Source organism: Marixanthomonas ophiurae (genome assembly GCF_003413745.1).
GTDB lineage: Bacteria > Bacteroidota > Bacteroidia > Flavobacteriales > Flavobacteriaceae > Marixanthomonas > Marixanthomonas ophiurae.
Window position 1 is genome coordinate 935,099 of sequence record NZ_QVID01000001.1, and the last position, 23,306, is coordinate 958,404.

Annotated in this window: 24 protein-coding genes; 16 read left to right on the plus strand and 8 right to left on the minus strand. The window is 36.7% G+C overall.

Features of this window, described 5'->3' with window-relative positions; all coding sequences use genetic code 11:
* Positions 1-84: 84 nt before the first annotated feature.
* The 6 genes from DZ858_RS04200 to DZ858_RS04225 all read right to left on the minus strand — a co-directional run bounded on the left by DZ858_RS04200 (position 85) and on the right by DZ858_RS04225 (position 6,470).
* Positions 85-1,074 carry an acyl-ACP desaturase gene (locus DZ858_RS04200; RefSeq protein ID WP_117158276.1) on the minus strand — a complete coding sequence of 330 codons (990 nt, stop codon included), beginning with the start codon at positions 1,072-1,074 and terminating at the stop codon, positions 85-87.
* Positions 1,075-1,184: 110 nt separating this feature from the next.
* Positions 1,185-1,910, minus strand: coding sequence for a metallophosphoesterase family protein (locus DZ858_RS04205; protein WP_117158277.1), 726 nt, complete (start codon positions 1,908-1,910; stop codon positions 1,185-1,187).
* On the minus strand, positions 1,907-2,998 hold the full coding sequence (locus DZ858_RS04210) for a DNA helicase PriA (RefSeq protein ID WP_117158278.1): 1,092 nt from the start codon (positions 2,996-2,998) through the stop codon (positions 1,907-1,909). The genes DZ858_RS04205 and DZ858_RS04210 overlap by 4 nt, the downstream gene beginning before the upstream one ends.
* A gap of 185 nt (positions 2,999-3,183) precedes the next feature.
* Complete coding sequence (locus DZ858_RS04215) at positions 3,184-4,323, minus strand: SPFH domain-containing protein (RefSeq protein WP_117158279.1); 1,140 nt, start codon at positions 4,321-4,323, stop codon at positions 3,184-3,186.
* Positions 4,324-4,386: 63 nt separating this feature from the next.
* Entirely contained in the window at positions 4,387-5,523 is a 1,137-nt protein-coding gene (locus DZ858_RS04220) for an ATP-binding protein (protein ID WP_117158280.1), read from the minus strand.
* A 185-nt stretch (positions 5,524-5,708) separates the two neighbouring features.
* Complete coding sequence (locus DZ858_RS04225; protein WP_117158281.1) at positions 5,709-6,470, minus strand: SDR family NAD(P)-dependent oxidoreductase; 762 nt, start codon at positions 6,468-6,470, stop codon at positions 5,709-5,711.
* 142 nt (positions 6,471-6,612) lie between these two features.
* On the opposite strand from DZ858_RS04225, the gene DZ858_RS04230 reads away from it, so the two are divergent.
* The 12 genes from DZ858_RS04230 to DZ858_RS04285 all read left to right on the plus strand — a co-directional run bounded on the left by DZ858_RS04230 (position 6,613) and on the right by DZ858_RS04285 (position 19,348).
* Positions 6,613-7,032 (plus strand): peptidase associated/transthyretin-like domain-containing protein, encoded by a 420-nt coding sequence (locus tag DZ858_RS04230; protein WP_117158282.1) that lies wholly within the window; start codon positions 6,613-6,615, stop codon positions 7,030-7,032.
* A 175-nt stretch (positions 7,033-7,207) separates the two neighbouring features.
* The gene (locus DZ858_RS04235) at positions 7,208-8,212 is read left to right on the plus strand and encodes an AAA family ATPase (protein ID WP_117158283.1); all 1,005 of its coding nucleotides are present in this window, start codon (positions 7,208-7,210) and stop codon (positions 8,210-8,212) included.
* A gap of 98 nt (positions 8,213-8,310) precedes the next feature.
* Positions 8,311-9,177 carry a DUF58 domain-containing protein gene (locus tag DZ858_RS04240; protein WP_117159514.1) on the plus strand — a complete coding sequence of 289 codons (867 nt, stop codon included), beginning with the start codon at positions 8,311-8,313 and terminating at the stop codon, positions 9,175-9,177.
* A 48-nt stretch (positions 9,178-9,225) separates the two neighbouring features.
* Positions 9,226-10,863, plus strand: a complete 1,638-nt coding sequence (locus DZ858_RS04245) for a BatD family protein (protein ID WP_117158284.1) — start codon at positions 9,226-9,228, stop codon at positions 10,861-10,863.
* On the plus strand, positions 10,863-11,867 hold the full coding sequence (locus DZ858_RS04250; protein ID WP_117158285.1) for a vWA domain-containing protein: 1,005 nt from the start codon (positions 10,863-10,865) through the stop codon (positions 11,865-11,867). The genes DZ858_RS04245 and DZ858_RS04250 overlap by 1 nt, the downstream gene beginning before the upstream one ends.
* A gap of 37 nt (positions 11,868-11,904) precedes the next feature.
* Positions 11,905-12,954, plus strand: a complete 1,050-nt coding sequence (locus DZ858_RS04255) for a VWA domain-containing protein (protein WP_117159515.1) — start codon at positions 11,905-11,907, stop codon at positions 12,952-12,954.
* A 1-nt stretch (position 12,955) separates the two neighbouring features.
* Positions 12,956-13,849 (plus strand): tetratricopeptide repeat protein, encoded by an 894-nt coding sequence (locus DZ858_RS04260; protein WP_239990716.1) that lies wholly within the window; start codon positions 12,956-12,958, stop codon positions 13,847-13,849.
* Between the two features lies 1 nt (position 13,850).
* Positions 13,851-15,629 (plus strand): BatD family protein, encoded by a 1,779-nt coding sequence (locus DZ858_RS04265; RefSeq protein WP_117158287.1) that lies wholly within the window; start codon positions 13,851-13,853, stop codon positions 15,627-15,629.
* Positions 15,626-16,375 carry a tetratricopeptide repeat protein gene (locus DZ858_RS04270; protein ID WP_117158288.1) on the plus strand — a complete coding sequence of 250 codons (750 nt, stop codon included), beginning with the start codon at positions 15,626-15,628 and terminating at the stop codon, positions 16,373-16,375. The genes DZ858_RS04265 and DZ858_RS04270 overlap by 4 nt, the downstream gene beginning before the upstream one ends.
* 70 nt (positions 16,376-16,445) lie before the next feature.
* Positions 16,446-16,745 carry a hypothetical protein gene (locus DZ858_RS04275; protein WP_117158289.1) on the plus strand — a complete coding sequence of 100 codons (300 nt, stop codon included), beginning with the start codon at positions 16,446-16,448 and terminating at the stop codon, positions 16,743-16,745.
* 112 nt (positions 16,746-16,857) lie between these two features.
* Entirely contained in the window at positions 16,858-17,487 is a 630-nt protein-coding gene (locus DZ858_RS04280; protein ID WP_117158290.1) for a carbonic anhydrase family protein, read from the plus strand.
* Between the two features lie 10 nt (positions 17,488-17,497).
* On the plus strand, positions 17,498-19,348 hold the full coding sequence (locus tag DZ858_RS04285; protein WP_117158291.1) for a SulP family inorganic anion transporter: 1,851 nt from the start codon (positions 17,498-17,500) through the stop codon (positions 19,346-19,348).
* 31 nt (positions 19,349-19,379) lie between these two features.
* Here DZ858_RS04285 and DZ858_RS04290 read toward each other — a convergent pair whose 3' ends face one another.
* Complete coding sequence (locus DZ858_RS04290) at positions 19,380-19,949, minus strand: CvpA family protein (protein ID WP_117158292.1); 570 nt, start codon at positions 19,947-19,949, stop codon at positions 19,380-19,382.
* A gap of 119 nt (positions 19,950-20,068) precedes the next feature.
* On the opposite strand from DZ858_RS04290, the gene DZ858_RS04295 reads away from it, so the two are divergent.
* The 4 genes from DZ858_RS04295 (at position 20,069) to DZ858_RS04305 (ending at position 22,118) form a co-directional block, all read left to right on the plus strand.
* Complete coding sequence (locus DZ858_RS04295; RefSeq protein ID WP_117158293.1) at positions 20,069-20,425, plus strand: hypothetical protein; 357 nt, start codon at positions 20,069-20,071, stop codon at positions 20,423-20,425.
* Between the two features lie 41 nt (positions 20,426-20,466).
* Positions 20,467-21,486, plus strand: a complete 1,020-nt coding sequence (gene pheS / locus DZ858_RS04300) for a phenylalanine--tRNA ligase subunit alpha (RefSeq protein ID WP_117159516.1) — start codon at positions 20,467-20,469, stop codon at positions 21,484-21,486.
* Positions 21,487-21,548: 62 nt separating this feature from the next.
* Positions 21,549-21,716 carry a hypothetical protein gene (locus DZ858_RS15200; RefSeq protein WP_168926318.1) on the plus strand — a complete coding sequence of 56 codons (168 nt, stop codon included), beginning with the start codon at positions 21,549-21,551 and terminating at the stop codon, positions 21,714-21,716.
* 6 nt (positions 21,717-21,722) lie between these two features.
* On the plus strand, positions 21,723-22,118 hold the full coding sequence (locus DZ858_RS04305) for a hypothetical protein (protein WP_117158294.1): 396 nt from the start codon (positions 21,723-21,725) through the stop codon (positions 22,116-22,118).
* On the opposite strand, the gene DZ858_RS04310 is transcribed toward DZ858_RS04305, so the two are convergent.
* Entirely contained in the window at positions 22,119-23,123 is a 1,005-nt protein-coding gene (locus tag DZ858_RS04310; protein WP_117159517.1) for an NAD(P)H-dependent glycerol-3-phosphate dehydrogenase, read from the minus strand.
* Between the last annotated feature and the right edge of the window lie 183 nt (positions 23,124-23,306).

Here is a 23,306-nt window from a genome sequence, read left to right on the forward strand (position 1 = left end):
AACCCGTTGCAAAATGCAGCGGGTTTTTTAATTTCGGTAATAAATAAATTTATGACCTTTTAGCGAAATGGTCTGTCTTCTCCTTTAAATTATTCCGTTTGGCTCTACCCATTTAAACAAGGTTTGATCTTGCGGAATGGAAATACGGTTAGCAATGCGTCGCATTCTACTTGGAAGCTTCATTAAATAATCACGAGCTTTTTCGGCTTCATCGTTTAGGGAATTTAGCTTGTCTATTTCCCAATACGTGTTTAGTTTTTCCATGATATCGATATAATCGAACGTAGTGTAAACGCCCAATCGCTGTGCGGCATTCGAGAAATTTTCAAAAGCGGAAGCAATTCCTTCGCCAGATTCACGTAAAAACTGCGCCGGCATGACGATTTTCTTTTTCATCATATCTTCATAAGCGAGAATCATTTCACTCGCATCATATTCCATAATGGTTTTTACAAATTCACGATACGCTAAATGGTGTCGCATTTCATCTCCTGAGATAAGCTTGCACATTTTAGCGAGCATCTTATTGTTTCTTTTTCTTGCCAATTGTCCCACACGTTTGTGTGAAATATTGGTTGCCAATTCCTGAAAACTCGTGTACACAAAGTTTCTATAGGGATCGCGCCCGGTACCAATATCGAAACCATCATTAATCAAGTGGTGTGTGGTGATTTCAATCTCGCGCATATTAACCCGTCCGCAGAGATATAAATATTTGTTCAGTGTATCGCCATGACGGTTTTCTTCACCCGTCCATTGTCTAATCCATTTAGACCAGCCATCACGACCATGTTGATCAACGCCTTCCATATCCATTAGCCAAGATTCGTAAGTAGGTAAGGCTTCTTCAGTAACCATATCGCCTACCAAAACCACCCAAAAATCATATGGTAATTCTTTTGCTTCTTCCCGCATTTGGGTAAGCTCATCCATGTAATTTTCATTTTGAAGGTTAGGCAATAAGTCGTTAGGTTGCCAAATTTCTTCAACTGGAATTAAATAGTTTTTTACATAGTCATCTACCGATTTTTCAACCGTTTTCATGACTTCAAGACGTTTATTTTTAAGAATCATTCTTTTGTAATTTTGGGTATTCGAGAAATTTAAGGTATTGTTTTTTCTGAAGAAAACATTTACTTACCGTAAAGATACGAAGCTATAAATTAAACTATACTAAAGTAGTCTTAATTTCTACCGTCTTCATTAGGGTATAATTGCCACACAGGGTCACTTTGCCATACTTCTTTGGTATCAGCATTTATTACTGAAACAGCGCCTTTAAAAGCCGCCCCAGTATCTACATTCCAAACATTGGCAAAATTGGCCGGTTTTGTAAAGCCAACACGTGTAACTGGGGTGTGACCAATGTAAATTTCTTTGAATAATTTTAAGCGTTTTGGGTAGGTATCATCTTCTTCTGAAATTGAATTATCGAGTGCACAGACCATCTCCCATAACGTTCTATCCCAATACACCATATTGGGGTAATATTCATATTCTGGACCGTGAAGGTTGGTGAACCCGGCGTGTAGATAAAGTCGGTTTTCTTCATCTACAAAGTAATTTCGTAGGTTTTCAAGAAAATTGATATGCGCTTTAACTTCTCCTTCGGAAAGGTTTTCGTAGCTTTTTTTACTGGATTCGCCACCGTGTTGCAACCAAGTGGGGTTATTATCGCCTTTTTTCAGAAAATTATAAAGTAGCGCATCGTGATTACCACGAATAAAAACACATTCATATTTTTCAGAAAAATTGATTAAATACGAAATGGTTTCGGCACTTTCACTCCATCCATCAACATAATCGCCCACAAAAATAAAACGGTCGTCCTGTTTTAAATCCATACGTTCAAAAACCTGTTTCAACCCTTTTAATCCTCCGTGAATATCACCAATAACTACTGTTCTCATACGTTAGAAATATATACAATTGCAGCGATTATTAAAAGGATACCGAGGACTAAAAAGAAAATCTTCCAAAAAGAGTACGGTCTTTTTCCAGATAGGGCTCCGGTCTGTCCATTTATAAAAAAATTGTATCGTTTTCCCTTAAACTTATAAGCACTTATATAAACGGGAAGCAGAATGTGCTTAAAGGTTTCGTCGCTTAACTTCATATCGATGGAATGTACGCGTTGCGTGTCCCCTCCAATATCCCGTCTTGCCCAGTTGTCGGCTATATTTCGGGCTTCTTTGGTAGCCCCTAAATGACCGTCTTGTAATGGAATCGTATATTTTTCGGTTACAAAACCTGCTAAAAAACTACTGTCAAAAGGCTGTAGTTCTTTTAAATTCCAATGAGCAACCTTAGAAGGAATAACTCCAGAGCGTTGTTTTGAAGCTTTAATTAAAGTATCATCTACAAATCCTGAAACATTACCAGAAGCTGGATACCAGCGGGTACGCCTTTCTCGTACAGTACGTTTATTTTTTCCACTACCCACTGTTTTAGTTACATAATAATATTCACCTCGTTGTCCTGAATAATCGGCATACAATTGAGCATCGAAGGTCCAATACGGCGCGTAGAGTCCTTTGGTAAATTGCGGGTCGATGGCCGCTTTTTTTAAATCGTTTGGGGCAAACCACAGGCCTTTTACCCATTTTTTAAAGATTTGATGTGCTTTTCCTTGGTTTATCTGAAATGGTAGTACTGCTCCTGGCAAAATCCAAGATTCTTTTTTAGCATCTTCAATAATGAGTGGCGAGCCGCAATACACACAATGTAGGGATTTGTAATTTTCTTCTATATGTTGCTCGGCGCCACAGCTTTTACATTGCAGCATCATTATTTCTTCGCTATGCGATTGGCTGCCTAGCTTTTCTAGATATGGTTTTAGTTCAAGCTCTTCAAAAGTAGTTTTGGCAGGGTCTATTTCTTGTGTATAGCCGCAATAATCACATTTTAAACTTGTCGTGCCTGGTGCATACCGAAGCTCCGCCCCACAGTTGACACAGGATTTTTTGAGTTCGGATTTTTGTTGTTTGGGTTGTTGCATTTTCTATTATAAGAGGCTATGGACGGTCATCTCGATGGTTTCGATACAATTTAAAGCGTTGCTTGGCAACGTTTTAAAATCACTCAACCATCTTAAATTGAGCATTGTCTATGGTGGTTGAGTGATTTTGATATTTTTTGCAGAGCGAAAAATATCAAAATCGTATCGAAACCACCAAAAACTAATTATTCCGGTATCGGCGGAGGTGTATTTCCACCCAAAAATGCTTTTAATTCTTCCACTTCTTGTAATGCAGTCCAGTTTTGCATGCCTTGTTTCCAGACTAGGGTGTCTTTATTAACGGTACGGTTGGCAAATAACGCACGTAGTTGTTCAAAACCTACCGGACCATTTTGTTGCCCGTTGCTGGCGTAGAAATACTGAACGGCTTTCGGCATAGGTGGTGGCATACTTCCGGCTTGTTGTTGCGGTTGTTGCATCTGTTGTTGTTCACCCATCTGAGGGTTCATCATGCCGCCCATTTGTTGTGCGAGGACGAAGCCCATTCCCATGCCCATACCAGCACCAGCTGTTCCGCCTTCATTAGCAGCGGCTGCTTCAATAGCTTTCGCGGTTTTAAATTTGGTCAATTTATCCAGATCCAATTTATCGATACGGCTGTACTCGAAGATTTCTTTTTTAAGGTCTTCTGGCATGGATACGTTTTCAATAAAGAATTTTTCTAAACCAATTCCGACGCTGTTAAATTCTGGCTTCATTACTTCTTTACACGTTTCAGAAAGTTCGGTGGTGTTGGCAGCGTAGAGTTCAATAGGTAAGTTTGCTTCGCCAACAGTATCAGTAAAACGAGTGGCGATTAAACTTTTTAGGTGTTCATTGATTTCAAAATTGGTAAAATTGTTATCTGTTCCTACAATATCGACAATAAACTTGCCTGGATCATTAACTCGAAATGCATAAGTTCCGAAGGCTCTAATTTCAACCAACCCAAACCGGTCATCATTTAAGGTAATCGGGTTTTTAGTGCCCCATTTTTCATCGGTAAACAAATGGGTATTTACAAAATACACTTCAGCTTTAAAAGGACTGTCAAAACCGTATTTCCAACCTTTTAAGGTGGTTAAAATAGGTAGGTTTTTGGTGTTTAAGGTGTAGGTGCCGGCTTCAAAAACATCGGCTAGTTGTCCTTCGTTTATAAAAACAGCGGTCTGTCCTTCGCGTACAATAAGCTTGGCATTATTTTTAATTTCGTTTTGGTAGCGCTCAAAACGATGACAGATAGTATCGTCTGTATAATCTAGCCACTCGATGATGTCTATAAACTCGTGGCTCAGTTTTTCCTTGATTTTGTCGAATATGCCCATTTGTTAGTTGTTTTTTAGTGAGTGATTGAAAGTTAAAGGTATAAAATTTAGCTGAATGGATTGTTAGTTATATCGCACCTTTCTTAATATCCTAATTGATTCCTTGTAAGCCTTATACACCTTTCCATTGGTTTCCTTTAAATAAGGTTTGGCTTCCAGTAATTTTTCTTTCGCATTTTTAAAATCGTTCAAGTAGCAGATTAAATAGGTTTCTGGTAGGTTTTGTAGGTCTTTTTCTTCAGAAGAATTAAGGCGCACATTCTTTTTTAGTTTTTTGATCAACGTATTATTAGCATTATAAATATGATGTAACGTTTTTTTGTTGAATCGTGGTGGTTTAAAAATCATTTTGGAGTCAATATGATACGACCCGTTTTCCTGAAAAGTGATTACTACTTCTTCCAAGGGATAATGTTCTTGACGGTTGTTCAATCCTAAACTTACGTACTCTATTGTTTTAAAATAGTGGTCGGTTACTTCAATAGTTACTTCATCTAAAGCAGAATAGAACAATCTTACTTGTTCGTTAATCAATTCAATATCTAACCGAGAATAATAGGTTTCATTTTTTGCATGTTTGGTGTTGCCTGCCCAGCAAACCACAAATTGTTCTTTAAAAACTTTGTAGTGTGATTCGAGCTCGTCGTGGCGGTTATTCATAAAATCGATTACGCCGTCCAAAGTATGCTCAATGTTATTTTTCGCTTTGTTTTCAATGGACTTAACAATTTCAGAATTCACATCTTTAATCTTGATGTCAAAATCCTTAGGCATAGAGATGCTTCCGTCTCGAAGAAAAATGCTACCGCCCCAATATTTCCAAATATTCTTCCGAAGTGAAGTAATTTCTCCTGTTGGCCGAATGGTGACCAACCCGACCACCTTGTCTGGTGGCAGATGTGGAAACATTACATTTTCATAACTTATCAGCGGCGCATTTGTTAAATAGGCGTTCACTAAATTTTGAAGCTTGCTATCATCAAAAAAATCAACGCCTCGTATTTCGTTCACTTCATCTTCCACACCCACCACGATAAACGAATTGTTTTTCGGGTTGCTGTTACTAAGTGCGCAAATGTGTTTTAAAAATTTCGCTTTTCCTTCTTTACTACCCAAATCAATCTTTCGCTTTTTATCATAGAAACTGCTCTCGTCATTATGTGCGAGTAAGTTTTTAATAAGAAGTCGTTTGTTGATCACAGGGTAAAAAGTTATTGTTTACTATGTTATTGAGTTTTTAAGGGCTCTTCGATACATTTTTAAATGATGCTTTTCAAGCATTATTTAAAACACTCAGAGACCGGCACATCTTAATGTTTAAAGGTGGCTGAGTGATTTATTATCAAAATGGAACATTTTGCTAATAAATTGTATCGAAGCTTAAATTATACCGAAGTCTTATTTACAATCATACTTGACGATTGGTCTAAACACATTACCGTTAAATCGGCTATATTTACGTGTGGCGGTCTGGTTACAGCAAACCAAATAATATCCGCAATATCTTCCGGTTGCAACGGTGTGTAACCTTGATAGACCTTATCAGCTTTTTCGGTGTTGCCTTTATAACGCACTTCGCTGAACTCAGTTTCCACCAACCCCGGATTGATAGCACCAATTTTTATGCCTTTTCCGTTTAGGTCTAATCGCATTCCTTCGTTTATAGCTTCTACGGCGTGTTTACTGGCACAATACACATTTCCGGTAGGATAGACTTCTTTTCCAGCGGTAGAACCAATATTGATAATATGCCCAGACTTTCTGTCGATCATTTGCGGAAGAATCGCTTTGGTAACATACAACAATCCTTTTACATTAATATCAATCATCGCATCCCAATCATCCGTGTTTCCCTCATCAATCGGGTCTTTTCCGTGGGCATTTCCTGCGTTATTTATTAGAATATCGATTTTTGAAAATGCATCCGGTAGATCTTGAAGCTGTTCAAAAACGGTTTTTTTATGCCGAACGTCAAATTTAAGCGTGAGAACTTTTGTGATTTTTGAAAGCTCTTCTTGAAGTTTATCAAGTCGTTCTTGTCTTCTTCCACAGAGAATAACGTTCAATCCGTTTTTGGCAAAATTCTTAGCAATGGCGCGACCAATTCCTGAAGTAGCACCCGTAATTAAGGCAGTTTTATTTTTCATTCTATAGTTTTCATTAAAAATAGAACTTCTGCTGCTTTTATTAAAGTTAAGATAGGGTTAATTGCCAAGTTAAACCATGTTAATTCCTCCGAAAGAGCTATAGTAACTAGCTACATTAGTGGTAACCAAAAACAAATTAACTATGAAATCTTACATAAAAACAAGTTTACTTATTGCTGTTACAGCCTTATTTATTAGCTGTAGTAGTAACAATAATATATTTGGAGGAAACAATAATGCTTCAAATGCAGAATCTACTAATGAAACAGAAGTCACTAACAACGACAAAGAAACTGAAACTCAAAAAACTGACGGTGCTATAATGGGAAGTGTAATTGCTCCTAATTCTGAAGTGTCAATTGTTGCGACAAATTCTGAAGAAAAAATTATAGGAACCACAAATGACGTCGGCGAATTTTTTATCACAGGATTTCCAGCAGGAAATTATACTGTGAAAATAAAAACCGAAGACAATAAATTAGCTGAACAAACTTTTGAAAACGTTGAAGTACGTATTGGTGAAGTAACCGCTTTAGGTACTGTTACGGTAGCTTCAAACTAATGTTTTTACGTTATAAAACTTTAACAGCACTGTAACTTTATTTTAAGAAACAGTGCTTTTTTTGTATCGTCTATTAAGATGAATTTTTTAACCCTTTATTAACAGCCTTTTTAGCAATAATTATACAATTTGCGAGACTGTATATAGAAACGTTTACTATTTGAAATTTTAAAGTATGGATCAAACAGATACTGCCTTGGATATTGGCGCGCTAAATGAAAAAATTGAAAAGGAAAGTGCATTTGTAAACATCCTTTCCATGGAAATGAACAAAGTAATTGTTGGCCAAAAACATATGGTCGAGCGATTACTTATTGGTCTTTTAGGCCAAGGACACATATTATTGGAAGGTGTTCCTGGTTTGGCAAAAACATTAGCTATTAATACACTTTCAAAAGCCGTTCACGGAAGCTTTAGCCGAATACAATTTACACCCGACTTACTTCCTGCCGATGTTGTGGGTACGATGATATACAACATGAAGGTGAACGATTTCAGCATTAAAAAAGGGCCAATTTTCGCCAATTTTGTGTTAGCAGATGAGATTAACCGGGCACCGGCAAAAGTGCAATCTGCTCTTTTAGAGGCGATGCAGGAAAAGCAAGTGACTATTGGGGAAGAAACTTTTATCTTGGATAAGCCATTTTTGGTAATGGCAACTCAAAACCCGATTGAACAGGAAGGAACTTATCCGTTACCAGAAGCTCAGGTTGACCGTTTTATGCTTAAAACAGTTATAAATTATCCTAAGATTACCGAAGAGCAGCTAATTATGCGTCAAAATCTTAAAGGTGGTTTTGAAAAAGTAAATCCTGTTGTTTCCATAGAGCAAATTTTACGTGCTCAGCAAGCCGCTCGGGAAGTATATATGGACGAAAAGATTGAAAAGTATATTCTCGACATTATTTTCGCAACAAGAAATCCTGAAAATTACAAATTGGACGACTTAAAGCATCTAATTGGTTTTGGAGCTTCTCCTCGTGGTAGTATAAATTTGGCAGTTGCTTCAAAGTGTTATGCGTTTATTAAACAAAGAGGGTATGTAATTCCAGAAGATGTTCGCGCCGTGGTTCACGATGTATTACGTCACCGTATCGGGATTACTTACGAAGCCGAAGCAGAAAATATTACTTCAGAAGATATCATTAACAAAATTGTAAATGTAATCGAGGTACCATAAAAACAGTACGCAGTAAGCAGTGGTCAGTATGCAGTTTTGTTGTCTGACTACTGTTTTTTACTGCTCCCACTACTTATTGAATATTGACTACTGGAATAATGGATACAAAAGAACTTCTTAAAAAAGTACGAAAAATCGAAATCAAAACGCGTCGGTTAAGCGATCACGTTTTTGGTGGCGAGTATCACAGTACGTTTAAAGGTCGCGGGATGACCTTTAGCGAAGTGCGTCAATATCAGTTTGGTGATGATGTACGAAGTATTGATTGGAATGTGACCGCTCGTTATAACGAACCCTTTGTAAAAGTTTTTGAAGAAGAGCGCGAACTTACGTTAATGCTTGTGGCAGATATTAGTGGCTCAGAGTTTTTCGGTACAGACTCACAATTTAAAAACGAAATTATTACTGAAATCGCTGCAACGCTTGCTTTTTCGGCACTTCAAAATAATGATAAAATAGGATTGATTCTTTTTTCAGATGAAATTGAACTCTTTATTCCACCGAAAAAAGGAAAATCGCATGTATTACGTTTGATTAGGGAATTGCTTGAGTTTAAACCAAAAAGTGAAAAAACAGATTTATCGCAGGCTTTAAAATATCTAACCAACGTAATGAAAAAGAAAGCCATTGTTTTTGTGCTTTCTGACTTTATTACAGATAATTATAAAGACACGCTAAGGATTGTAGCTAGAAAACATGACGTAACAGGAATTCGGGTGTATGACAAACGCGAAGAAGAAATACCGAATCTTGGAATGGTACAAATGCAAGATGCGGAAACGGGTGAACTCATGTTGGTAAATACCAATGCAAAATCTGTTAGAACAAATTACAATAAGTATTATCGAGAACGTGTGGATTATTTTCAAGAATCGTTTACCAAAAGTGGCGCCGGCGCATTAAGTTGTCGCGTGGATGAAAGCTACGTAAAAAAATTACTGGGTTATTTTAAACACAGAGCATAAAATATAATGAAGGAGAGTACTGAACATACTAATTTTTTGTCTTTGAAAATGAAACAGCGATACCTTTTTGTCACTGTTCTTTTTTTCCTTTTCTCTTTTGCAGGATTTTCTCAAGTAAAATCGTCGATCGACTCTACTTCCATTAAAATTGGGGAAGAAATTGTTTATAGCATTCAGGTGGAAGCAGACTCCACTGATTTGGTTGTTTTTCCCGAAGGACAAACCTTTACACCTTTAGAAGTAATCGAGTCGTATAAAATCGATACTACTTTTGAGCAGGCAAAGTACCGCTTAATCAAAAAATACGGTCTTACACAGTTCGATTCAGGACGTTATACGATTCCGCAACAACAAGTGGTTATTAACGATAAGCGATTTGGAACCGATTCTGTTTCAGTCGAAGTTCGTGATGTTGCCGTCGATACGACCAAACAGAAGATGTTTGATATAAAACCTGCTATAGAGGTAGATGAGCCGCCTTTAGATCTTAAAACATTATTGTTATGGCTTATTTCCATCGTAATTGTTTTAGCGATTGTGGGGTATATTTTATTCCGAAGAAAAAAATTAAAAGATGCCAAAGAAGAACAGTTGCCGCCTTATGAAGAAGCAATTACAGCTTTGCATACGCTTGATAGTTCTACGTATCTAAAGGAAAACAAACCCAAAGAATATTACTCGCATTTAACTGAAATTGTAAAACGCTACTTAGACCGAGAAGTTGATGAAACCGCTTTGGAAAGCACTTCAGATGAATTGATTGCTCGTTTACAGCTACATAAGGATTCTGGTAATTTCGAATTTAGCAATGAAACCATAAAAAGACTCGACGCTATTTTAAAGCGAGCCGATTTGGTAAAATTCGCCAAAATGTATCAGGCCGAAGGACAAGCCTCGTCTGACCGGAAAACCATTGAAGAAATTATAAACGAAACCAAAGAGGTAATCCCCGAACCCACCGAAGAAGAATTACAGGAAAACGCCGAATATCAAGAAGCACAACGTAAAAAGCGTATCCGTAGAAAATGGGCATATGGTGCTTTGGGTCTATTGGGGGTTGTTCTTATTGCCGGTGCTGTTTATGGAGGTGTAAAAGGATTTGATGACCTTAAAGATGCCGTAATTGGCAATGAAATACGCGATTTGGCCGAAAGCCGATGGATAAAAAGTGAATACGGAGATCCTGCTATTATCATAGAAACCCCAGAAGTTCTAATACGAACTGATATTGAGGTTCCAGAGTCACAAAATATGCGCGTTGCCAATGCAAGTGTGTTTACGGAAGGTGAAATTACCGATCCGTTATACGTTTGGTTAAATACAACGATGCTAAAACAATCTTCGCAAGGACAACAAGAAGGACAAGCAGAAGCCGATTTAGAAGCATTAATGGATGAAGCCTTAACCAACCTTGAAAAACGGGGCGCTAAAAATATGCTGGTAAAACGTGAAAGTTTTGAAACCGAAAAAGGCATTACGGGCTTAAAAGCTTATGGAAAATTTAATGTACAAGTATCCGACGATAAAGTATTGACAAATGCTAGTAACTACGAGTTGTTATTGTTTGCTCAAAAAGGCGGTATACAACAAGTGCTAGTCGTGTATCAAGAAGACGATGGCCGTTTTGCTGAAGATGTAAAAAACAGAATAATTAATTCTGTAGAACTTGAAATTTCAGAAAAATAATGTTTGAAAATTTTGAATTTGTAAACCCTATTTTTTTCTGGTTGCTGTTAGCACTTCCGGTGTTAATTGCATGGTATCTATGGAAACGGAATAAACAAACCGCTACCTTAAAAATTTCCAGTGTAAAAGGCTTTAAAAGTGGGAAAAACTGGATAGCAAGACTGAAACCTTTGTTGTTTGTCCTACGTTTATTGGCTTTGGCAGCAATAATTGTAGCCTTGGCACGTCCCAGAACAGTTGATGAATCTACACGTATTAAAACGACAAAAGGAATTGATATTGTGATGGCGATTGATGTTTCAGCAAGTATGCTGGCGCGTGATTTAAAACCAAACCGACTTGAAGCATTAAAAACTGTAGCAGCCCGTTTTATACAAGCCCGACCAAACGATCGTATTGGCTTAGTAGAATATGCTGGCGAAAGTTATACTAAAAACCCGCTCACTAGTGATAAAACTGTTGTGTTGTCGTCTTTAAAAAGCATGGAGTACAATACCGTTATTGAAGGCGGAACCGCAATTGGGATGGGGCTAGGTACAGCTGTAAACCGATTAAAAGAAAGCCGAGCAAAGAGTAAAGTGATTATTTTATTAACCGATGGTGTAAACAATAGCGGATTTATAGACCCTAAAATTGCAAGTGAATTAGCAGTCGAGTTTGGTATTAAAGTATACACCATTGGTTTGGGAACAAACGGCTTGGCCATGTCGCCAATTGGTTTGCGACCTAACGGTAGTTTTCAATATGGAAGTATTCAAGTTGAAATTGATGAAGAATTATTAAAAAAAATAGCTCAAACCACCGGAGGACAATATTTTAGAGCTACCAGTACCACAAAGTTGAACGAGATTTATAACGAAATCAATAAACTGGAAAAAACAGATATTGAAGAATTTAAATACACCAATTACGAAGAAATGTTTCGTCCTTTAATATTCCTAGCTTTGGGATTATTATTGATAGAATTATTACTTAGATATACGGTGTTTAGGAGTTTTATTTAAAAATTAAAAAAGATTCCTGCTTGTGCAGGAAATGAATATGTATCAATTAGAACAGCCCATATATTTTTACGTGCTCTTCGTCATTCCGGCGGTGGTTGTACTATTTCTATTGGTGTTGGCTTGGAAAAAACATACCCAAAAGAAGTTTGCAGACAAGCAGCTATTAAAGAAGCTGAGTCCCAACCAATCAGTTTTTAAATCTATTTTAAAAGTTTTGGTTGTTTGCTTGGCAATTGCATGCTTAAGTTTTGCAATGGTTAACCCAAAAATTGGTACCAAATTAGAAACCGTGAAACGTGAAGGTGTAGATGTGGTGTTTGCTTTAGATGTTTCAAAAAGTATGTTGGCTGAGGACATTGCGCCTAACCGTTTAGAAAAGTCAAAGCAATTAGTTACGCAGATAATAAATAGTCTAGCAGGTGATCGTATTGGTATTATTGGGTATGCGGGTAGTGCTTTTCCGCAAGTACCGATTACAACTGACTTTTCTTCAACAAAGCTCTTTTTAAACGGAATGAATACCGATATGGTTTCTTCGCAAGGAACAGCTATTAATGAAGCGATACAAATGGCCGAAACCTATTATAACGATGAAGAACAAACCAATCGAGTGTTGTTTATCGTTTCAGATGGGGAAGATCACGAAGGGAATGTTGCAGGTATAGCAGAAGAAGCTGCACAAAAGGGAATAAAAATATATACAATTGGTGTAGGAACACTTCAAGGAGGTCCTATTCCGATAAAGCGAAATGGTATTTTGCAGAATTATAAACGCGACCAGAATAATGAACAGGTTATAACCCGTTTAGGAGAAGAAACGTTAAGAGAAATTGCTGAAGAGGCAAATGGCGAATATATTAATGGGAGCAGCACTAAGGAAGTGGTTGATACAGTGACAGCAATCCTTAACGGAATGGACAAAAAAGAATTCGAAGCCAAACAATTCACAGATTTTAAAGATCAATTTCAATGGTTTTTAGGTGGGGCATTATTTTTGTTGTTAATAGATGTGTTGCTGTTAGAAAGAAAAACAGCTTGGGTAAAAAGACTCAACTTATTTAATGAAGGAGCTAAAGAAGACAAATAATATGAAACCGAAACTTTCTGAAATAACTACTATTTTAAAACTACTTTTAGTGATATTGGCTTTTAGTTTTTCTACCGAAGCGTTTTCACAAACTTCTAATAAAGAGCAAACGAAACTTCAAGAAAAAGAAATACGTCAATCTAAGGAATTAATGAGTAATGCAAGCTTAGAGTTGCAAGATGAAAACTTTCCAGTGGCAGAAGCAGATTACCGAAAAGCTATATCATTAAACCCTGGAAGCGAAATTCCGAAATACAATTTAGGAAACGCTTATTACAACAAAAGTAAAGGAAGTGAAGCCATGTTACGGTATAAACAAGCAGCTTCAGTAGGTACTTCAAAGGCTCAAAAACACAAGGCGTTTCACAATCTTGGGAATGTGTTTATGAACCAGAAAAAATACCAAGACGCGGTTGAAGCCTATAAAAATGCTCTTCGCAATAATCCAACAGATGATGAAACCCGATATAATTTAGCGTTGGCAAAAGAAATGTTGGAGAAAAATCCACCACAAGGTGATGGCGGCGATGATGATAAAAATGACAAAAACGAAGACAACAAAGACAATAAGGATAAGCAAAACCAAGACGATAAAAGCGACGAAGGAGATAAAGGGGATGAAAAAGAGGAAAATGACGAAGGTGACAAACAAGAGGATAAAAAAGAAGGTGACGATAAGGAAGATAAAGGAAAACCTGATGAACCTAAAGACAAGGATCAAGGTAAAGGAGATAAGCCTCAGCAGCAACAGCAACAACCTGTTCCTGGTCAACTTTCGCCACAGCAAGTAAAAAGCTTATTAGAAGCGATGAACAACGAAGAGAAAAAAGTTCAGGATAAAATGAATGCCGAAAAACAAAAAGGCGCCAAAACAAAGTCAGATAAAGACTGGTAAGATGAAACCTAATTATATTCTTTACATATTGATTTTTATGCTGTGCAGCGCAGGCTCGTTTGCACAAGTAACTTTTGATGCTAAAGTGAGCAAAAAAAGATTGGGTATCAATGAACGGCTTCGCATAGATTTTGAAATGAACCAAGATGGCGATAACTTTAATCCGCCAGATTTTAATGGTTTTCGAGTGGTTGGAGGTCCTAATCAAGCCATTAGCAATTCGTACATCAACGGAAAACGTAGTTACAGTAAAACCTATTCATATTTCCTTTCTCCACAGTCCCAGGGGAAATTTACTATTGGGCAAGCAACTATTGAAATTGATGGCGAAACCTATAAAAGTTTGCCTATTCAAGTACAAGTTACAGCTGCGGTTTCTAGACCACAGGACGGTAACAATGCCGATTATATCGCCAGTGAGAAAGTACATCTAGTTGCTGAGATTTCAAACAACAAACCATTTTTAAACGAAGCTATTACTGTGGTTTATAAAATGTATGTCTCACATGATGTAAGTATTACCAGTAGTTGGCGAGAAATTGATACCCCTAAATTTGCCGACTTCTGGAGTCAGAATATCGATAATCAAGGGAATTTTAAAGTGTACGAAGGTAAATACCAAGGTGAAGACTATCGGTATGTTGTACTAAGAACTACCGTCCTTTACCCACAAAAAACTGGAGAATTAGAAATAGAACCACTTACATTAGATGTTCCTATAGATGTGCCAACCAATCGCCGTGATTTCTTCGGAAGAAGAGTCACTACACGGGTTAATAAAACTATTTCTGCTGGAAAAAGAAATATTAACGTAAAACCATTGCCTTTAGAGGGAAAACCAGATGATTTTGCTGGTGCAGTAGGCGATTACAGCTTTGATGTTTCGGTAAATAAAAATAAGTTAGATGCTAACGAATCGTTAGAACTTACTACTACAGTTTCCGGAACAGGAAATTTAAAATTATTCGAGTTACCAAGTGTAACCTTACCTAGTTCATTAGAAATCTATGAGCCAGAACGTTCTGAAAAAGTTCGAACCACACGAAGTGGGATGAATGGTTCAGTAACCGAAAAACACACGGTTGTACCACAATTTAAAGGTAATTACCCAATTAGACCAATCACATTCTCTTATTTTGACCCGAAGACCGAAACGTATAAAACGCTTTCTTCTGAAGAGATTATAATAGATGTAGAGAATGGTCCTGTTACAGCTTCTGCAAATAATGATACTTCAGAAAAACAAGAGTTGGTGCTAGATAAGGAACAATTTAAGTTTATAAAACTAGACACTAATTTGGAGCCTATCGCTAGTGAATCATTTTTTAAATCTACTTTATTCTGGTCATTGTTAGGAGGACCGCTATTGCTTATTCCAATATTTATATTAGCTGGAAGAAACCGACAGAAGCGATTGGCAGATGTAAAAGGAAACCGATTGCGTAGAGCAAATAAACTCGCTAAAAAATACCTAAGTGAAGCTAAAAAGCAAATGAACAATAAGGCTGTTTTTTATGAATCGTTAGAAAGAGCTTTACACAATTATTTAAGAGCAAAACTGAATATCGAAACATCAGATTTCAGTAAAGAACGCATTGCGATACTTCTTTCAGAAAGAAGTGTGGAGTCGCAAACGGTTACTCAATTTATAACCTTGCTTAAAAGTTGTGAGTTTGCGCGTTATACCCCAACTTCAGCTGTTGAAATTAAAGAGGACTATAATAAAGCCGTCTCGGTTATTTCAGAAATTGACAAACAAATTCAATATCCAGAATCATGAAGAGATTATTGATACTTGGTATGCTATTGGTTTCCGCTTTGGGATTTGCTCAAAACGACGCATTGTTTGAACAAGGAAAAGAAAATTATAAAAATGCCAAATTCAGCGAAGCTGTAACCAATTGGAAAAAAATAGTAGACAATGGACAGCAATCTGCCGAGCTGTATTTTAACCTTGGCAACGCTCATTATAAGCTTAATAATATTGGGCCTAGTATTTATTATTTTGAAAAAGCACTTCAGTTGCAACCCAATGATGACGATATAAAAACCAATCTTGCTTTTGCTGAAAACGCCCGAATAGATGTAATTGAACCTTTACCTAAAACCATCTTTTCCAGATGGTATAAAAACGTGTCAGGAGTTTTTACGTATAATGGCTGGGCTATTGTTTCGGTAATAGGTGTTATATTATTTGTATTGCTCTTTCTGTTATATTGGTTTTCTATTTCAGAAACTAAAAAACGCGTTTATTTTACCACCTCTTTATTTTCAGTAGTTGTTTGTATAACTGCCTTGGTTATGGCTTTTCAAACCTATGTGGACTTTAATAAAAATAAACCAGCCATTATTTTTGCCGAAAACACCGAAGTAAAAGGCGAACCCAATATGGGAAGCGACACAGCTTTTGAACTTCATGAAGGTACCAAAGTACAAATTATTGGAAACGAGCAAAATTGGGTGCGTATAGAATTAGCAGATGGAAAAGATGGTTGGATGCCTGTTAATGATCTAAAGCAATTGTAGATTTAATAAATAGTTAACAGGAAATTACCTCTAAAATACTATTTTTGTAAATCTTAAAAGACAAAGCGTATTGAGGTTAAAAAGTATTTTCTTTTTATTGGTATTTTCTTCATTCCTACTAACACCTGTATTGGTTGTTATGGTAGACTTGGATGTAGATATGACCTCTTATTTCTCCATGAATGAAGAAGAAAATACCGATGGTTTTAAAGTAGGACCAAAACAGAAATACGCTTCAGAAAAAGACTTAATTCCAGATTTTTTAAATGAAACGGAATTAAAGAAAAGAGTTCAATCTCCGTATTTAAAGACCTGGAGACCTATTTATTTTGAAACTCTGTCCCCACCTCCTGAACGAATTTTATCTTAACAATTGATTTTAATTTAAAGAAAACTGTAACTATCTATTTTTGATAGAAACAGTACATTGCTATTATTCATAGCCTTGTAATATATTATATAATTATAAAATTTTAATACCAATGAAAGCACATACTAAAGAAACACAAGCAAAATTAACACCTAATACAGCATTAGACATTTTAAAAGAAGGTAATAAGCGATTTACCAATAACTCTAAAGCGGATAGAAACTTATTAGAACAAGTAAAAGACACACAAGGAGGGCAATACCCATTTGCAGTAATTTTAAGCTGTATAGACTCTCGTGTTCCGGCTGAAATAGTATTCGATCAAGGAATTGGTGATGTGTTTAGTGCACGAGTAGCTGGTAATATTGTTGACAAAGATATTTTAGGAAGCATTGAATACGGTTGTAAAGTAGCCGGGTCAAAATTAGTTGTGGTATTAGGACATACCTCTTGTGGAGCTGTAAAAGGAGCTTGTGACGATGTGGATCTAGGTAATATTACCAGTCTTGTTTCAAAAATAAAGCCAGCTGTTGCTGCTGTAAAAGAACCAACAGATGAATCACTTCGAAACTCAAAAAACACTGATTTTGTAAATGAAGTTTCAAAAACTAATGTAAACCATACGCTAGATAACATGCGCAAACAAAGCCCTCTTTTAACCGAAATGGAAGCTGAAGGCGAGATAAAAATAGTAGGCGCTATGTACAACGTAAGTACAGGCGAAGTAACGTTTTACAACTAAATAAAAAACTATGTTTAAAGGAATATTTACAAATTTTAAAGGCAATCTTTTTGGTGGTATCACCGCTGGGATTGTAGCACTACCATTAGCATTGGCCTTTGGTGTGCAGTCTGGTCTTGGACCGGCCGCCGGTTTGTATGGAGCTATCATGATCTGTTTTTTTGCTTCCCTTTTTGGAGGGACAAATACACAGATATCTGGACCAACTGCACCTATGACAGCCGTTTCCATGATTGTTGTGGCAGGGATTGTTGCAGCTAATAATGGTAGTGTAGAGCAAGCTTTGCCTTATATATTAATGGTATTCTTATTGGCCGGATTATTTCAGGTCGTTATGGGAGTCGTAGGTATTGGTAAATACATTCGTTATATACCTTATCCCGTTGTTTCTGGTTTTATGACCGCTATTGGGGTTATTATATTAATAACGCAAATATTACCCATGTTAGGCTATTATGCTGAAGACGATACGGAATATATTAGTGAATTTAAACCCCAAGCCGAGGAAGTCTTATTGGATAATATCTTAAAAGATGAAGCTGGAGAAGGCATTTTAGTTTTAGAAGATTTCAAAGAAACGGTAATCAGAGCTGGAGAAATAACTGAATCTGAAATTAATAAAGAAGCGACAACACTTGCTAAATCTGAAAGTTCAGGGGTTTTAGGAGCTATAAAATCAATGCCTAGAGCCTTAAGCAGTATAAGCTGGTTGGAGTTTGCCTTGGCCGCATTGACCATATTTATCATTTATGGCTTTAAGCGCATAACAACTGCAGTACCTAGTACTCTTGTGGCTTTATTGGTTGTCTCGGTAGGAGCTTATTTTTTAAATTTAGATTATCGCCCAATTGAACAAATACCAGGTGGTTTTCCTATACCAAACCTTGATATGTTTGCAAGTTTCAGTGTAGGGAAAATTTCTCCCTATGTGTTTAGTGCCATAACTTTGGCGTTTTTAGGGGCAATCGACTCGCTTTTGACCTCTGTTGTGGCAGATAACATGACCAAAACTAAACACAAACCCAATAAAGAATTGGTAGGACAAGGTATTGGTAACAGTATTGCTTCTATTTTTGGTGGTATTCCAGGTGCGGGAGCGACCATTCGTACCGTTGTAAATATTAAATCTGGAGGTACTACTCGGCTTTCTGGTATGGTTGCAGCAGTATTATTACTTATTATTTTACTAGCATTGGGTCCTGTAGCATCACAAATTCCAGCCGCTGTACTTGCAGGTATTCTAATTACAGTGGGTATTGGCGTTATGGATTATAAAGGTTTAAAAGCTATCCCAAAAATGCAGAAAAGTGAAATTGCTGTGATGATGGTAGTTTTAGTATTATCCGTTTTTTGGAACTTAGTATATGCCGTAGGTATTGGACTAATATTAGCTTCCATAATTTTCATGAAAAAAATGGGAGATCTCACAGCAGACCAATCGAAAGTAGTTCCATTAGACAACGCAGATGAATTGGCATTGCCTTGGAGAGACGAAGTGGAATTTCCAAATAAATTTCGTGAAGAGGTGTTTATCAAAAGATTGGAAGGGCCATTATTTTTTGGGTATACATCAGATTTCCAACTCCTATCAGAGCAAATTCCAAATACGGCTAAACATGTTGTAATTCGAATGGGGAAAGTTCCATATATGGATCAATCCGGTTTATATGCTATGGAAGAAGTGTTGTTAGAACTACGAAGAAGAAAGGTAAAAATCATTTTCGAGCAATTGCAAACACAACCGCGCATTATGATGGAGAATATTGATATTATTCCAGATTTAGTGTCGAAAGATAGAATTTTCGATAACTTTAAAGAAACGATAGTCTACATTAAAGACAATGTAGAAGATGAAGTTTAATATTTCAAAGCCTCGCAAAAGCGGGGCTTTTTTATTTTTCTTGTGAAGAAGTATCAGGAAATTGTTCTTGAATTTCAGGTTCTACTTCTCTTATTTCCTCCTCTTCATATCTTAAGTCATCTACTTCTCGTAAAATATGAGGAAGAACCAATGGCGCTAAGGAAGCTACTGGCGGATATAAAATTGATTCACTACGTTGTTCTTCAGAAACAATAGAATAACTCTCCGAAGCATTTACAAACATAAAGATTACACTTACTATAAAAGCATACTTTAGTACGCTAAAAACGGCTCCCAATAGTTTGTTTACAATTCCTAAAGCGGCAAAGTCTGCTATTTTTGTCAACAGCTTTCCGGCCAATGAAACCACAAAAACAATAATTAAAAACGTAACAGCAAAAGCCGCTAGATTGGTAGTTTGCGTGCTCCAGTCAAATCGGTTGGTAAGAAAATCAGCCGCATAATGCGAAAAGTAAATCGCACCATACACGCCGGCAACAATCCCAATTAAAGACGCTAGGGTCACAAAAAGGCCCTTTTTAAATCCTAAGTAAAAAGCAATTAATAAAATTACGCCTAAAATAATATCGATTGTGACCATATTAGAAGTTTGAAGTAAATATACTATTTCTTAAAATATTGGTGTGTGTCTATCGTACTTTTACTCTTTTTCCATTTGCCTTTTGGCGTTTTAAACACGTATCTTTGCCACTATAATTTATGGCAAGAGACGAACAATTAAAACAACAATGGGAAACGCTAGTTACGCTTTTAAGTAACCGCTTTGCCGATGGCGAAAAGTTAGACCTGGACGCAATAATCTATTTAATTGGCGTGCAAGAGCTAGGGCAACTACACAGAAAATTTAAGAAAGACGATAAAATAAACTTAATGCATATTGCTATTTGTAGGTTGCTAGAACCTTTTGGGTATTATGAGTTTGAATATTTTGATGACCAAGGTTGGCCACATTATAAAATGCTAGAGCAACTGCCACCTTTAAAGGCTGGAGAGCAAAGTGTATTAATGAAAGAAGCAATTGTACAGTATTTCCTTGAAAAGGAAGTGATTGAATAGCCAATAATTTATGTAATTTTGCCATCCACAAGAATATGGGTATGCTAGATAAAATTAAAGAACATATTACCGAAGTTGAAGCGTTTAACACAACTTCAAAAGACGAAATAGAGAAATTCCGCATCAAATACCTTGGAAAAAAAGGCTTGCTGAATGATTTCTTTGCCGAATTTAAAAACGTTCCTAATGAGCAAAAAAAGGAATTTGGGCAGACTATTAACACACTTAAAAATGCTGCTCAAGAAAAAGTAGATTCTTTAAAAGCAACATTAGAAGCGAAAGAAGAAACCAAAGGTATTTATGGTGATCTTTCTCGTCCAGGTGAACCGATTGAACTAGGTTCACGCCACCCTATTTCTGTCGTTAAGAATAAAATTACGGAGATATTTTCTCGTATTGGTTTTAATGTTTCCGAAGGACCCGAGATTGAAGATGATTGGCACAACTTTACAGCTTTAAACTTACCCGAATACCACCCAGCTCGTGATATGCAGGATACCTTTTTTGTGCAGACTGATCCTGATATTATGCTACGGACGCATACATCGACCGTTCAAGTTCGATACATGGAAAATAACAAACCGCCCATTCGTACTATTTCCCCGGGACGCGTATATAGGAATGAAGCTATTTCAGCACGGTCTCATTGCTTTTTTCATCAAGTGGAGGGTTTGTATGTAGATAAAGGCGTAAGCTTTGCAGACTTAAAACAAACGCTTCAATACTTTACGACGGAATTGTTTGGGAAATCTAAAATACGATTGCGACCTTCTTACTTTCCATTTACAGAACCCAGTGCCGAAGTAGATGTGTATTGGGGACTAGAAACCGAAACCGATTATAAAATGACTAAAGGTACCGGTTGGTTAGAAATCATGGGTTGTGGTATGGTAGATCCCAACGTTCTTGAAAACTGCGGAATCGATTCTGAAGTATATTCAGGTTTCGCCTTCGGGATGGGAATAGATCGTATCGCCTTGTTATTACACCAAATACCAGACATTCGCATGTTAAGTGAAAATGATATTCGCTTTTTACGACAGTTTAAAAGCGTATTATAAAACTAGCATAATGCTAGACCCAAAATAGCTTCTCACAAGTACTGATTAAAACCTAAAAACAGATGAAAAAATACTTAATTGTTGGTCTTTTAATCGTTGCACTATTTGTAGTTGCCTACCTCACCTTTGTAATTGCCGCTATAAAGATTATCGTGGGTAGTATTTTCTTAGGCATATTTGCCTTGGCTTTGTTAGGCATTTGGATTACTTGGAAAGTTAAAAAAGATTGATCCTGTATGCGTAAAGATATTATAATCCCTGAAGTGAAGAATGTTTATATAGCTGCTGTTAACGAGTTTAACGAGGAGTTTAAAACATATGATTGGAACGCCTATATTATTAATGATAACTCCGAACCATTAGAAACGGTCATCATTATATCACAAGGCTACGATAATGAAAAGATGACTGCTCCTATGCGGAAAACAATCCAATTATTACCGGCTAAAGGATACGCTAAAATTGAATACCTAGAAGAAAACGTATTGAAAGTAAACAACTTTTTTACTGTCACCTATTTTATTGGCGACAAATTATACGACAAACGTTTTGAAATTCCAGCAAACGCAGCCATTAAAGATAACGCCGTTTCACTCCCTGTGATGAAAAAGGATGGAGTTTTAGCTCGGTAATTAATCCAACTTATCCGTTAACTTTATAAACACCTTTTTCGGGTCTTTTCCTTCATATAGAATATTATACACAGCAGTTATAATAGGGGTTTTTGCTTTCTTCTTTCCTTTGGCCTGGTTGAGGTTATAGGCACTTTTGGTGGCATAATAACCTTCGGCAATCATACTCATTTCCATTTGCGCACTTTTTACGGTATAGCCTTTCCCTATCATATTGCCAAACATCCTATTTCGACTAAAAACGGAATAGCCCGTAACCAATAAATCTCCTAAATAGGCAGAATCGTTTATGTTACGTTTCATTTTGTGTACTTTCTTCACGTACTTTTTCATCTCGCGTATGGCATTGCTCATCAACACACTCTGGAAGTTATCTCCGTAACCCAAACCGTGTGCAATTCCGGCAGCAATTGCATAGATGTTTTTAAGCATTGCCGCATATTCGGTGCCCATTACATCATCGCTAGTGGTACATTTTATATAATCGCTGGACAATGTATCTGCAACTAACTTGGCTTTTTCTTCATCGGCGCAGGCAATGGTTAAATAAGACAAACGTTCTAAAGCGACCTCTTCGGCATGACAAGGACCGGAAATAACGCCAATATTATTAAAAGCTACATTATAGTGGGTGTTAAAATGGTCTCCAACAATTAAACTAGTTTCAGGAACAATCCCTTTTATCGCTGAAAAGATTACTTTTTCTTCAAGAGAAACAGTAAGTTTCTTAAGTTCGGTTTCCACAAATGCTGAGGGGATAACGAAGATAAGGTAATCTGCATATTCCACCATTTCATTGATGTCATTACTCAATTTAAGCTGTGAAACCTTAAACTCCACAGAACTCAAGTAATTGGGGTTGTGGTCTTCTTTTTTAATATGCTCTAGTGCATATGTGTTACGCATGTACCAACCTACTTCATCTAGATTTTCACAAAGCATTTTCACAATGGCGGTTGCCCAGCTTCCGCCGCCAAAAACGGCAAATTTTGGTCTTTCAGTCATAATTAAGTTTTCAATTGTTTCAAAAGTACGCAATTATTGTCAAGGCTCGAATTAAAGTGTAAATTTCAAGAATAGAACGAATCAATTAAAAAACTTGGCACGTGTTTTGAATCTTTTAAAACTGAAATAATTATTGTTTTAGTGGTGTAGATTATTTAACAATGGATTATGAATGTTTAAATA

Coding starts and splice junctions, on each gene's coding strand:
- DZ858_RS04205 (WP_117158277.1), bottom strand. CDS start 1,910: ATGAGAACAGTAGTTATTGGTGATATTCACGGAGGATTAAAAGGGTTG.
- pheS (WP_117159516.1), top strand. CDS start 20,467: ATGCTAGATAAAATTAAAGAACATATTACCGAAGTTGAAGCGTTTAAC.
- DZ858_RS04250 (WP_117158285.1), top strand. CDS start 10,863: ATGTTTGAAAATTTTGAATTTGTAAACCCTATTTTTTTCTGGTTGCTG.
- DZ858_RS04235 (WP_117158283.1), top strand. CDS start 7,208: ATGGATCAAACAGATACTGCCTTGGATATTGGCGCGCTAAATGAAAAA.
- DZ858_RS04260 (WP_239990716.1), top strand. CDS start 12,956: ATGAAACCGAAACTTTCTGAAATAACTACTATTTTAAAACTACTTTTA.
- DZ858_RS04255 (WP_117159515.1), top strand. CDS start 11,905: ATGTATCAATTAGAACAGCCCATATATTTTTACGTGCTCTTCGTCATT.
- DZ858_RS04265 (WP_117158287.1), top strand. CDS start 13,851: ATGAAACCTAATTATATTCTTTACATATTGATTTTTATGCTGTGCAGC.
- DZ858_RS04290 (WP_117158292.1), bottom strand. CDS start 19,949: ATGGTCACAATCGATATTATTTTAGGCGTAATTTTATTAATTGCTTTT.
- DZ858_RS04230 (WP_117158282.1), top strand. CDS start 6,613: ATGAAATCTTACATAAAAACAAGTTTACTTATTGCTGTTACAGCCTTA.
- DZ858_RS15200 (WP_168926318.1), top strand. CDS start 21,549: ATGAAAAAATACTTAATTGTTGGTCTTTTAATCGTTGCACTATTTGTA.
- DZ858_RS04280 (WP_117158290.1), top strand. CDS start 16,858: ATGAAAGCACATACTAAAGAAACACAAGCAAAATTAACACCTAATACA.
- DZ858_RS04240 (WP_117159514.1), top strand. CDS start 8,311: ATGGATACAAAAGAACTTCTTAAAAAAGTACGAAAAATCGAAATCAAA.
- DZ858_RS04295 (WP_117158293.1), top strand. CDS start 20,069: ATGGCAAGAGACGAACAATTAAAACAACAATGGGAAACGCTAGTTACG.
- DZ858_RS04245 (WP_117158284.1), top strand. CDS start 9,226: ATGAAACAGCGATACCTTTTTGTCACTGTTCTTTTTTTCCTTTTCTCT.
- DZ858_RS04215 (WP_117158279.1), bottom strand. CDS start 4,323: ATGGGCATATTCGACAAAATCAAGGAAAAACTGAGCCACGAGTTTATA.
- DZ858_RS04285 (WP_117158291.1), top strand. CDS start 17,498: ATGTTTAAAGGAATATTTACAAATTTTAAAGGCAATCTTTTTGGTGGT.
- DZ858_RS04200 (WP_117158276.1), bottom strand. CDS start 1,074: ATGATTCTTAAAAATAAACGTCTTGAAGTCATGAAAACGGTTGAAAAA.
- DZ858_RS04305 (WP_117158294.1), top strand. CDS start 21,723: ATGCGTAAAGATATTATAATCCCTGAAGTGAAGAATGTTTATATAGCT.
- DZ858_RS04210 (WP_117158278.1), bottom strand. CDS start 2,998: ATGCAACAACCCAAACAACAAAAATCCGAACTCAAAAAATCCTGTGTC.
- DZ858_RS04270 (WP_117158288.1), top strand. CDS start 15,626: ATGAAGAGATTATTGATACTTGGTATGCTATTGGTTTCCGCTTTGGGA.
- DZ858_RS04225 (WP_117158281.1), bottom strand. CDS start 6,470: ATGAAAAATAAAACTGCCTTAATTACGGGTGCTACTTCAGGAATTGGT.
- DZ858_RS04310 (WP_117159517.1), bottom strand. CDS start 23,123: ATGACTGAAAGACCAAAATTTGCCGTTTTTGGCGGCGGAAGCTGGGCA.